The 10,348-nt window shown below is 67.3% G+C and carries 11 protein-coding genes; 1 reads left to right on the top strand and 10 read right to left on the bottom strand.

Annotation, left to right across the window (positions count from 1 at the left end; genetic code table 11):
* Positions 1-411: 411 nt before the first annotated feature.
* Positions 412-1,428 (top strand): NAD(P)H-dependent flavin oxidoreductase, encoded by a 1,017-nt coding sequence (locus tag ACLQ7E_RS21085; protein WP_411734540.1) that lies wholly within the window; start codon positions 412-414, stop codon positions 1,426-1,428.
* A 19-nt stretch (positions 1,429-1,447) separates the two neighbouring features.
* Here ACLQ7E_RS21085 and panC read toward each other — a convergent pair whose 3' ends face one another.
* The 10 genes from panC to ftsH are packed head-to-tail and all read right to left on the bottom strand — an operon-like array spanning position 1,448 to position 10,283.
* Positions 1,448-2,383: a pantoate--beta-alanine ligase gene (gene panC, locus ACLQ7E_RS21080; protein WP_411734539.1), complete on the bottom strand. Its 936-nt coding sequence runs from the start codon at positions 2,381-2,383 to the stop codon at positions 1,448-1,450.
* A gap of 34 nt (positions 2,384-2,417) precedes the next feature.
* Positions 2,418-3,314 (bottom strand): Rossmann-like and DUF2520 domain-containing protein, encoded by an 897-nt coding sequence (locus ACLQ7E_RS21075; protein ID WP_411734538.1) that lies wholly within the window; start codon positions 3,312-3,314, stop codon positions 2,418-2,420.
* Positions 3,311-4,861 carry a PH domain-containing protein gene (locus tag ACLQ7E_RS21070; protein WP_411734537.1) on the bottom strand — a complete coding sequence of 517 codons (1,551 nt, stop codon included), beginning with the start codon at positions 4,859-4,861 and terminating at the stop codon, positions 3,311-3,313. The genes ACLQ7E_RS21075 and ACLQ7E_RS21070 overlap by 4 nt, the downstream gene beginning before the upstream one ends.
* Positions 4,858-5,370, bottom strand: coding sequence for a PH domain-containing protein (locus ACLQ7E_RS21065; protein WP_411734536.1), 513 nt, complete (start codon positions 5,368-5,370; stop codon positions 4,858-4,860). The genes ACLQ7E_RS21070 and ACLQ7E_RS21065 overlap by 4 nt, the downstream gene beginning before the upstream one ends.
* The gene (locus tag ACLQ7E_RS21060; protein WP_411734535.1) at positions 5,351-5,851 is read right to left on the bottom strand and encodes a DUF3180 domain-containing protein; all 501 of its coding nucleotides are present in this window, start codon (positions 5,849-5,851) and stop codon (positions 5,351-5,353) included. The genes ACLQ7E_RS21065 and ACLQ7E_RS21060 overlap by 20 nt, the downstream gene beginning before the upstream one ends.
* A gap of 4 nt (positions 5,852-5,855) precedes the next feature.
* Positions 5,856-6,347 carry a 2-amino-4-hydroxy-6-hydroxymethyldihydropteridine diphosphokinase gene (gene folK / locus ACLQ7E_RS21055; protein WP_411734534.1) on the bottom strand — a complete coding sequence of 164 codons (492 nt, stop codon included), beginning with the start codon at positions 6,345-6,347 and terminating at the stop codon, positions 5,856-5,858.
* Between the two features lie 5 nt (positions 6,348-6,352).
* Complete coding sequence (gene folB / locus ACLQ7E_RS21050; protein WP_411734533.1) at positions 6,353-6,721, bottom strand: dihydroneopterin aldolase; 369 nt, start codon at positions 6,719-6,721, stop codon at positions 6,353-6,355.
* A 24-nt stretch (positions 6,722-6,745) separates the two neighbouring features.
* On the bottom strand, positions 6,746-7,663 hold the full coding sequence (gene folP, locus ACLQ7E_RS21045) for a dihydropteroate synthase (RefSeq protein WP_411734532.1): 918 nt from the start codon (positions 7,661-7,663) through the stop codon (positions 6,746-6,748).
* Between the two features lie 9 nt (positions 7,664-7,672).
* Positions 7,673-8,275 carry a GTP cyclohydrolase I FolE gene (gene folE / locus ACLQ7E_RS21040; protein ID WP_411734541.1) on the bottom strand — a complete coding sequence of 201 codons (603 nt, stop codon included), beginning with the start codon at positions 8,273-8,275 and terminating at the stop codon, positions 7,673-7,675.
* A gap of 40 nt (positions 8,276-8,315) precedes the next feature.
* Positions 8,316-10,283 (bottom strand): ATP-dependent zinc metalloprotease FtsH, encoded by a 1,968-nt coding sequence (ftsH, locus tag ACLQ7E_RS21035; RefSeq protein ID WP_411734531.1) that lies wholly within the window; start codon positions 10,281-10,283, stop codon positions 8,316-8,318.
* Between the last annotated feature and the right edge of the window lie 65 nt (positions 10,284-10,348).

Below are 10,348 nucleotides of genomic sequence, written 5' to 3'. Positions count from 1 at the left end.
TTGGTATCAACAAACTTGGCACACTATTGAGTTCTCAAACAACAGACGCTTCCAACCTCCACGACCCGGGCTTATGATTCCTGCCGGCGCTTCGCTCTGGAGCAACTTTACTATCTTAGACCCATTCTAACCCGGAGTCAAATCGACTTCCGAAGTTCATTTGGAATTCCTTGCAATCGGCTCCGCGTTTCACCCTTTCGGGCTACGTTGCGGTGCTCGGTGCGAGAAATAACTCTACGCGCATCCGGCCCGAATGTCCAAACGGCGGGCACCTGCACCGCCGGAGCACCAAAACCCCGGGAACACGGGGCCGGACCCCGGCTTGGGACTGAATTTCCAGTCATTCGGTAGAAAATATCAATTGAGCGCTGCATCACAACGACATCACGGAGTCGGTCATAGACTGAAAATATGCCTGAACTTCCAGTAAACGCATCGGCCAGTCTCCATCCCGTCAACGCTTTGCAGCAGATGCTCGGCTACACCGAGCCCATCTTCAATGCCTCCATGGCCGGGGCGGCCGGCGGCGCACTGGCCGCTGCGGTATCGTCGGCCGGCGGCTTTGGCATGTTGGGCATCGGTGGCGATGTCACCAAGGAATGGATCGACAATGAGGCGTTACTTGCCTCGTCCTCCGGTCGGGGCTGGGGTGCCGGGCTCATGGCCTGGGTCCTGGCGAAGAACTTGGAACCCCTGGAGCATGTTCTGGCACATGGCCCGTCCTTTGTCTGCGTCAGCTTTGGCGAGCCCGGCCCCGCCGCCGCGCTGGCACATGAGTCCGGGACCTTGGTGGGAATGCAGGTCGGGAATGCAGCAGAACTTTCCCGCGCCTTGGAGGACGACATCGACGTGGTGATCTGCCGGGGGAATGAAGGCGGAGGACATGGGCGCAATGAAGTCTCCACACTTCCCCTTCTCCAGCTGGCCCTGGAGAAAACCTCCAAGCCGGTCATTGCCGCCGGAGGCCTGGCCACGGCGGCCGGGGTCGCCGCCGTACTGGGTGCCGGTGCTTCGGCCGCATGGATCGGCACACGCTTTGCCGCAGCGACGGAATCGATCAGCCACCGGAACATCAAGGAAGCCATTGGGGCCGCCGGCATTGATGACACCCTCTACACCCGCGCCTTTGACATCGCCCAGCGCATTGACTGGCCGCTTGAATACGGCGGCCGGGCCCTTCGCAACGACTTCAGCGACACCTGGGCCGAAGACCTCGAGGCCCTCGGCGCCGTCGTCGGGGCAAACGATGCCCTGACCAACTCCATCAACGACGCCCGCGCGAAGGCCGACATATCCTTGGCGCCTGTCTATGCCGGCCAGTCGGCGGGGCTGTCGGTGGCTGGGCAAAGCGCCGCGGAGATCATTGCCGACCTTGCCGGCTTCCGTTCGTTGCTGCTGCAGGCTGCCCGACTTTGGGATACCGCATAGGCGAACCGGGCAGGAAAGGTCAGTAGCCCAGTGTCATGTTGTCGATCAGCCGGACCTCGCCGACCTTCGCCGCCACCAGCAGCAATCCCTCTCCGGTGAAGGGGGTGTCCTGGCAATTGAAGGCCAGCTCCTGCAAGGTGTTCGGGTCAACCAGCTCGAAGTAGTCCAGCTCCACCAGCGGTTCCATCTCGAAGAGCCCCGCTGCGTCCTCCAGATGGAGAGGTTCGTGGCGATCGGCCCGGTCCCTGACCAGGCCCAGTGCCCGGTGGATCACCAGCGCCGCCTTGACCTGCTCCGCGGTAAGGAATTGGTTCCTGCTGGAAAGGGCCAGGCCTTCGGTGCTGCGGATGATCGGCACCGAACGGATTTCGACGGGGTAGTTCATGTCCGCCACCATGCGGTTGATGAGCACCAGCTGCTGCGCATCCTTTTGCCCGAAGTAGGCGCGGTAGGAAACGGGGACCCCGAGCGTGGCAGGGGGCATGGCAAAGTGGAGCAGCTTGGCCACCACGGCGAGCATCCCGTCGAAGTGCCCGGGGCGCGAGGCCCCCTCGAACTTCGAACCCAGCGCGCCGGAATCGAGCTTGATCAGCGGGCGGCCATCCGGGTAGACCTCGGCCGCCTCGGGGGCAAAGACGATGTCGGCGCCGGCGCGGGCCAGGATCTCGACGTCGGCCTCGAGGGTGCGCGGGTACCTGGCGAAATCCTGCGCATCATTGAATTGCAGCTCGTTGACGAAGATGCTGACCACCAGCACGTCGTTCTGCGCCCGGGCGGCGGACACCAGGGACTCATGTCCCGAGTGCAGGGCGCCCATGGTGGGCACCAGCCCCAGGGTGGCGGTGCCCCGCGCCGGCGCCTTCGACTCGATGGCCCGGGAAATCGCCGCCGAAAGCTCGGCTGCGGTGCGGACGATGCGGGGGGTGCGGCTGGCGGGATCTGCTGGTGTGCTCACCGGCCCAGTTTATCCGCCGGTTCCGCCGATGGACCTAGTGTGTCGGTGCGCCCAATGCGGCCAGGATCCCGTCGAGGGTCTCCCTGTTGATCAACCCGCGGGCATGGGCGCGGAGCGCGGTCGCCCGGCTCATGGCCAGGTAGCCCTCCCGGGTGTCCTCGCCGATGTCCTCTCCGGCCAGTGCGGCCCGGTGCGCGGCAACCGTCTGCACGTCCCCGCGGGCCACCGGCCCGGTCAGCGCGCCCTCCCCTGAAGCCAGCGCATTTTCCAGCGAGGCACGCATGAGCGCGGACAGCACCCGCTCGGGATGCTCGACGCCGATGCCCGCCAGGATGCCCGCCGCCTGCCCGGCAACCGTCACCAGGTGGTTGGAGGCGTGCGACAGGGCCGCGTGGTACTTGACGCGGTCCTCCTCGGCGATGACCACCGGTTCGCCGCCCATTTCCACCACGAGCGCCTGGGCGATGGGAAGAACCATGTTCGAGGCGCTGACACCGAAGACGCAGTCGCCCAGCCGCTCCAGGTCCATGCTCATCCCGGTGAACGTCATGGCCGGGTGGATCGCCAGCCCGATGGCGCCTGCAGCCATCGCCGGGGCCAGCACCTCGGTGCCGTAGCGCCCGGCGGTGTGGACGACCAGCTGGCCGGCCTGCCAGTGCCCGGCCGCGGCAAGCCCGGCGACCAGGTCCGCCAACGCGTCGTCGGGAACCGCCAGGATGACCAGTTCGGCGCGGCGCAGGATCTCGGGGATCTCCAGCACCGGCACATCCGGAAGGAGCATCTCGGCACGTTCCCGCGAGGCCTCGGAGACGGCATGGACGCCAACCACCTGGTGCTCGGCCGCGCGCAAGGCGGCACCCAGCACGGCGCCGACCTTGCCGGCGCCGATGACGCCCACCCCCAGCCGTCCAGGCTTGCCCGTGTTCCTCATGCGTCCCCCAGCCAGTGGTTTGAATCGGTTTGCTTCCGCGCCGCGGCGGCGCGGTCGGCCTGTTCCAGGAACAATGCCCGTCCCGCGTCGATGTCGAGCTGGCGCACCAGCGGCACCACGGGCCCCGGGATCGTGGCCAGCGACAGGTCCACCACGCCCAGGCGCCGCGCCAGCGGGCCCTGCCGCAGGGAAAGGCCCTGGGTGCGGGCATGCGGCACGATGGCGATGGTGCGGTGCAGCGCGCCGTTGCGTGCCACCAGCGCGGTGTCGGTCAGCGCGTAGCCCTGCCGGTGGTACGCCAGGGGGGAGAGCGGGCGGACCCTGGGCGGGGACACCACGAAGCCGTGGTCGGTGCCGCTTCCGTTGATGGCAGCGGCAAAGAATTCGCGCGGCGCCTCGACGCCGGGGGCAGGCAGCACCACCGAGAGCACCGCCAGCACGTCCTCGTAGGTGCCCACCGGCAGCAGCACGCTGCGTTGCTCGGCGTCGTTGGCGGCCCCGCCGCCGATGCCCGCAACATTCACCGTGACCCTGTACCAGCCCAACCGCCGCCAGAGGAAGGGCGCGGAGACCTTGATGGCCTGGACCCGGCCCGGGGGCACCGTTTGGTGGCGGGTGTCCAGCAACCCGTAGCCCAGGCGCAATCCGTCGGCGCTCGTGGCCGCCTTGAAGTTGTAGCCGGTGTTGAGGTTGTTCCACAGCGCGCCCGCCATGCCCAGCAGCGCCGGCAGCAGGTAGAACGGTGCGAAGCCGTCGATGGTTGACATGCCGATGGCCAGCCCGATGATGCCCAGCACCATGACCACGGTGGAGGGGCGCAACAGGATGGAACCGGCCAGCCGGCCCAACGGGACGCTTGCGACCACGCGCTCGCTGGCGGCCAGGGCGGTGCGAGGTGCCGCATCGGCGGGAGGGAACGGCGTCTGCGCCTCGGGACCGGATTCCTGACCCTGCGCGGCGGCGGGACCCGGGTCCCCTGCAGCTGTCGCCGGCGGGGCCGCGGGTGCCGGGGGCACAGGTGTTGCCTTCAGCCCGGCTGCGCGGGCCAGGATCGCGTTGCGCAGCTCGTGGGCCTCGGAAAGCTTCACGAAGGCCAGGTTCATGGCGGCGGAGCCCGAGTCGGCGACGTCAAAGCGCAGCTCGGCAAGCCCGAAGATGCGGGCGACCAGCGGCTGGACAATGTCGATCGACTGCACCCGGTCGATGCGTGCCTGGCGCTGCTGGCGGAAGACCATGCCGGAATTGACGTTCACGTGGCGGTCGGTGATCTGGTACTTGGTGAACCACCAGGAGCCCAGGAACCCCAACAGGATCAGCACCAGGATCCCGCCGCCAAAGAGCAGCGAAACCAGCAGCGAGGCGCCGGAGACGAAGCCGCGCCCGGGGCTTGGATCCTCGTCGCCGAAGAAGGAGGAGACGGTGTTTTGCCCGTAGACGAAGGCGATGGCAACCACCGCGAGCCAGCCGCGCACCAGGGGCGAGACCGGGTGGACCCGGTGCCACGGCATCTCGGGGCCGCGGAGCTCCGGCGCTGGTTCGGGGTTCACAGCCCGGCCAAACGCGATTCGCCGCGGGCCGCAAGCTGCTCACGCAAACGCGTGCCCTCGGCCACCGGCAGGCCGGGGATCTCCGCGGTGGCGTCGGCGGCAGCGGTGTGCAGCTTGACCTTGCACAGCCCCAGCATCCGGTCGATCGGGCCCACCGCCACGTCGACGAATTGCATCCGCCCGTACGGGACCACCAGGACCCTTTGGAACATCAGTCCCTGGCGCACCAGCAGGTCGTCCTGGCGTTCGGCGTAGCCGATCGCGGCGACCTGCCGCGGGATCAACACCAGGCGCACGATCTCGATGGCCAGCACGACGGCGGGGACTGTGACGGCCAGCCAGAGCGGGAGTCCTGTCCACACCCCGACCCGGTTCAGCACCAGCGGAATGCACAGCACCACCAGCGTCACCAGCGCGCCAATGGCCCAACCCGCCATGCGGACCTTCGCGTAGCTCGGGGACACCCGGGTCCAGTGGATTCCGGCGGGGTCAATTGGTTCCTGCGGCATAGCCTTCCTCGTCCTTGCCCTCGGTCTTGGCCGCCGGGTCTGAGGGATCTTCCGGGGGCAGCTTGCAGAACTGTTCCACAACCCATCCCACGATAACCATCGCCAGCGCGCCGCCGATCATCACCAAGGATGATTTCACCGCCTCGCTGCCCATCCCGGCTGCCGTGAGCAGCCCCAACAGGATCCCGCCGTGCCATCCGGCGATCGTGGACCCTGCATACACGCTGGCCTGGGCCAGCACCAGGGTCCGTGCCGCGGCAATCGGGTGTACGCGCTTCTTGCTGCGCCCCGAGGTGAAGGCCTTGATGCGGATGCCCATGACCAGGGTGAACAGGGCTGCAGCCCCCATGGTCACCAGCGAGGTCCAGTGCAGCACGGGCACCGGGTAGCCCCGGGTCGTGGCAAATATCTGCAGGGCGTAGCCGGAGACGATGCCGATCACCAGCACCGTGAAGACCCACAGGGGCCGCAGCGAATTCATGGCCCTAGGCCCCCGCTTCGGCACGTTTGATGCCCGGGGTGTCGGCTGCGGCGGCGGCCAGCTCGGCCACCGGCGTTCCTGCCAGCACGGCGCCGGGTTCCATCCAGGACCACGGCAGCAGCACGAATCCGCGCGCCGAGGCCCGCGGGTGGGGAAGGGTCAGCACCGGGTCCGAGCTGGTTTCGTCCCCGTAGGTGATCACGTCGATGTCAAGGGTGCGCGGCCCCCAGCGCACCTCGCGGGTGCGGTGGTGCGCCAGTTCGATCTCCTGGCAGGCGGCCAACAGCTCAAGCGGGGCCAGGGTGGTGTTGACGCGCAGCACGAGGTTCAGGAAGTCGGGTTGCCCGGCCGGCCCGCCCACGGGCTTGGTCACCGCGGTGTCCGAGACGCCCACCAACTCGATGCCCGCGGCGGCGGCCAGCTCCGCGACCGCGGCCTGGAGCGTTCCGGCACGTTCGCCCAGGTTGGAACCCAGGGCAAGGATGCAGGAGACCATCGGGCTCACTCCCGTTCGCGGTGGATGTGGATCGTGACGTCGGAAAAGGTCACGGTGATCGGGGCCTTGGGCTTGTGCACGATGACCTCCACCCCCGAGACGGTGGGGAAGGACGCAAGGATCGCCGCGGCGGTCTTCTCCGCCAGCGTCTCGATCAGGTCCCAGGGCCCGTCCTGGATCTGGGCAACCACGAGTTCACCGAGTTCCCCGTAGTGCGCGGTGTCGGCGACATTGTCGCTGGCAGCGGCCTTCCGGATGTCGGTGTGCAGCACGATATCGAGGGTGAAGGGCTGTCCGTCGCGCTTCTCGTGCTCGAAGACGCCGTGGTGCCCGATGGCGGTGATCCCCGTGAGGGTGATGGTGTCGCTGCGCATGGTGCTCCCGGCGCCCCTTGCTTCCTAGAGTGCCGGAACGCGGGCCGCGGACCAGGCGCGGGCGACCTTGATGGCGTCCAGGGAGGAGGGCACGTCGTGCACGCGCACGCCCCAGGCGCCGTTGGCCGCCGCAAGCGCGCTGGTCGCTGCGGTTGCGGCGTCGCGCTCCGTCGGGGCGGCGGGCTTGCCGTCGACCGTCAGCAGGGCGCCGAGGAAGCGCTTGCGGCTGGTGCCCACCAGGACGCGGTGGCCCAGCGCCGTGAAGCGCTCCAGGGCGTTGAGCAGCTCCCAGTTGTGCTCGTGGTCCTTGGCGAAGCCCAGTCCCGGGTCCAGGATCAGCGCCTCGGGCTTGACCCCGGCGGCAACAAAGCGCTCGCGCAGCGCAAGCATCTCCTCGATGACCTCGGAGACCACGTCGGTGTAATTGGCCTCGGTGACCATGGTGGCGGCGTCCCCGCGCCGGTGCATCAGCACGTAGGGGGCGCCGGTCTCGGCCATCAGCGCCGGCATGTCCGGCTCGTGGGTCAGCCCGGAGACGTCGTTGATGATGTGTGCGCCGGCCTCAAGGGCGGCGCGGGCGGTGGAGGTGTGCATGGTGTCGACCGAGATGATCGCCCCGGCCTTGGCCAGCGCCTTGATGACCGGCAGGATGCGCTTCTGCTCCTCGAGCGGGTCCACCGCCACTGCCCCCGGGCGGGTGGATTCCCCCCCGACGTCGATGATGTCGGCCCCGCCGTAGTACATGCGCAGGCCGTGGGAGATCGCATCGTCGGTGTTAAGGTACTTCCCGCCGTCCGAGAAGGAATCCTCGTTGATGTTCAGGATGCCCATGACCAGGGTGCGGTCGGCGGGCAGGTCGGCCAGGGTGCGGGCCGTGATTTTCTTGATGACCGGCAGGGGGCTGGTGGCCGGACCGGTTCCGGGGATTGCTCCAAGTGACATGGGGTTTATCTACTTTCCGAGGATGAGGCTCATGGCCTCTGCGCGGGTGGCCGGTTCGCGTAGCTGGCCACGCACGGCGCTGGTGACGGTCTTGGCGCCCGGTTTGCGGACGCCCCGCATGGACATGCACATGTGTTCGCATTCGATCACGACCATGGCGCCGCGCGGGCTCAGGTGCTCCATGAGTGCGTCGACGATCTGGGTGGTCAGGCGTTCCTGGACCTGCGGGCGGCGGGCAAAGACCTCCACCAGGCGGGCCAGCTTGCTCAGGCCCGTGACCTTGCCCTCGGGGCCGGGGATGTAGCCGACGTGGGCGGTGCCGTGGAACGGCACCAGGTGGTGTTCGCAGGTCGAGTAGAACGGGATGTCCTTGACCAGGACCAGCTCGTCGTGTTCGATATCGAAGGTGGTGCTCAGGTGGTCCGCCGGGTTCTCATGGAGTCCGGAAAAGAACTCCGCATAGGCCTTGGCCACGCGCTTGGGCGTCTCCACCAGCCCGTTGCGGTCCGGGTCCTCGCCAATGGCATGGAGGATCTCCCGCACCGCTTTTTCAATGCGGACCAAATCCACACCGCCGGCGCCCTGGGCGTTGTCATCTTCAAACTGATCGATCTCGTTCACCCTTCAGATCCTAGCGTGTGTGTGCGATCGGTTACTCGCCGGTGACGCCGCCGGTAGCGGCGGCCGCTGCGTCGGCCGCTACATCTGCGGCGATTTCCTTGGCGGAGAGGACCGGACCGGCGGCGTGCACCGGGCGGGTGTCCTTGCTCAGCCAGACGTCGCGCACGGGGCGCTTGACGAGGTCGTGGAAGATCTCCTCGATCTCCTTTTGGTTCAGCGTCTCGTGTTCCAGCAGCGCAAGTGCCAGCCGGTCAAGCACGTGGCGGTTCTCGGTCAGCGCTGCGTAGGCGTCGTCGTGCGCGGCGTCGATGAGCGTGCGAACTTCCTCATCAACCACGTTGGCCATGGTCTCGGAGTAGTTGCGGCTCGCGGCCTGGCCGTACATGGCGTCCCCGGAGGAGGAACCCAGCTTCACGGCGCCGATGCGTTCGCTCATACCGTAGTCGGTGACCATGGCACGTGCGGTGGAGGTGGCCTTCTCGATGTCGTTGGAGGCGCCGGTGGAGGGATCGTGGAACACGATCTCCTCGGCGACGCGGCCGCCCATGGCATAGGCCATCTGGTCCAGCAGCTCGTTCCGGGTCACCGAGTACTTGTCGTCGTCCGGCACCACCATGGTGTAACCCAGGGCGCGGCCACGCGGCAGGATGGTCACCTTGGTGACCGGCGCGGTCTGGCGCATGGCTGCCGCCACCAGGGCGTGTCCACCCTCGTGGTAGGCGGTGATCTTGCGCTCGTGTTCCTTCATCAGGCGGCTGCGCTTCTGCGGGCCGGCCATGACGCGGTCGATGGCCTCGTCCAGGGCGCGGTCATCGATCAGCTGGGCGTTGGAGCGCGCGGTCAGCAGCGCCGCCTCGTTGAGCACGTTGGCCAGATCGGCGCCGGTGTACCCGGGGGTCTTCTTGGCAACTGCCTTGAGGTCGACGTTGGTGGCCATCGGCTTGCCCTGGGCGTGGACCCTGAGGATATGTTCGCGGCCGATCATGTCCGGTGCCTCCACCGGGATCTGGCGGTCAAAGCGGCCCGGGCGCAGCAGCGCCGGGTCAAGGACGTCCGCACGGTTGGTCGCGGCGATCAGGATGACGTTGGTGGTCGCGTCGAAGCCGTCCATCTCGACCAGCAGCTGGTTCAGGGTCTGCTCGCGCTCGTCGTTGCCGCCGCCGATGCCTGCACCGCGGTGGCGTCCGACTGCGTCGATCTCGTCCACGAAGATGATGGCAGGGGAGTTGTTCTTGGCCTGCTCGAAGAGGTCGCGGACGCGGGAAGCGCCCACGCCGACGAACATTTCCACGAAGTCCGAGCCCGAAATCGAGTAGAAGGGGACGCCTGCCTCGCCGGCGACGGCCTTGGCCAGCAGCGTCTTGCCGGTGCCCGGAGGGCCGTACAGCAGCACGCCCTTGGGGATCTTGGCGCCGACGGCCTGGAACTTGCCCGGTTCGCGCAGGAACTCCTTGATTTCGTGGAGCTCCTCCACTGCCTCTTCGGCACCTGCAACATCGGCGAACGTCACCTGGGGCATGTCCTTGGTGATCAGCTTCGCCTTGGACTTGCCGAACTGCATGACCTTGGATCCGCCGCCCTGCGAACGCGAAAGGATGAACCAGAACAGGCCCACGATCAGGATCATCGGGATCATGAAGCCGAGCATGGAGGTGAACCAGTTGCTCTGCACGGGCTGGTCGGTGAAGCCGGTCAGGCTTGCCTCGTCCACGGCGTCAACGACCTGAGTGCCACGCGGCTGGGAGTAGAAGAACGAGACGTTCTTGCCCTTGTCCTCGCCGTCGATGGTCAGCGGGTTCTTCAGCGTCAGGTCCACGCGCTGCTCGCCGTCGAAGATCTTCGCCTCGGAGACCTTGTCGTCCTTGAGCAATTGCATGCCAACGGAGGTGTCGATGCGCCCGGAGTTGCCGCCCAAAAGCGTCGGCAGGAAAATCAGCAGCACCGCGGCACCCAGAAGCACCCATACGATCCAGCTGTTAAAGATCTTTTTCGCGTTCATTGATTGGGGGTCCCGCCCCATCCCTCCTGCTTTCAGGCCCTTGTCGGCCCGGGCGCCTGGGCGAC

The organism is Paeniglutamicibacter sp. (genome assembly GCF_046714615.1).
GTDB lineage: Bacteria > Actinomycetota > Actinomycetes > Actinomycetales > Micrococcaceae > Paeniglutamicibacter.
Note: the sequence above shows the minus strand (reverse complement) of the source record. Positions and strands in the feature narration are given on the sequence as shown.

What these genes read in the sequence shown, in the direction of transcription:
- folK (WP_411734534.1), bottom strand. Translation starts at nt 6,347, where the DNA reads ATGGTCTCCTGCATCCTTGCCCTGGGTTCCAACCTGGGCGAACGTGCC.
- folB (WP_411734533.1), bottom strand. Translation starts at nt 6,721, where the DNA reads ATGCGCAGCGACACCATCACCCTCACGGGGATCACCGCCATCGGGCAC.
- ftsH (WP_411734531.1), bottom strand. Translation starts at nt 10,283, where the DNA reads ATGAACGCGAAAAAGATCTTTAACAGCTGGATCGTATGGGTGCTTCTG.
- ACLQ7E_RS21075 (WP_411734538.1), bottom strand. Translation starts at nt 3,314, where the DNA reads ATGAGGAACACGGGCAAGCCTGGACGGCTGGGGGTGGGCGTCATCGGC.
- folP (WP_411734532.1), bottom strand. Translation starts at nt 7,663, where the DNA reads ATGTCACTTGGAGCAATCCCCGGAACCGGTCCGGCCACCAGCCCCCTG.
- ACLQ7E_RS21060 (WP_411734535.1), bottom strand. Translation starts at nt 5,851, where the DNA reads ATGAATTCGCTGCGGCCCCTGTGGGTCTTCACGGTGCTGGTGATCGGC.
- ACLQ7E_RS21065 (WP_411734536.1), bottom strand. Translation starts at nt 5,370, where the DNA reads ATGCCGCAGGAACCAATTGACCCCGCCGGAATCCACTGGACCCGGGTG.
- ACLQ7E_RS21085 (WP_411734540.1), top strand. Translation starts at nt 412, where the DNA reads ATGCCTGAACTTCCAGTAAACGCATCGGCCAGTCTCCATCCCGTCAAC.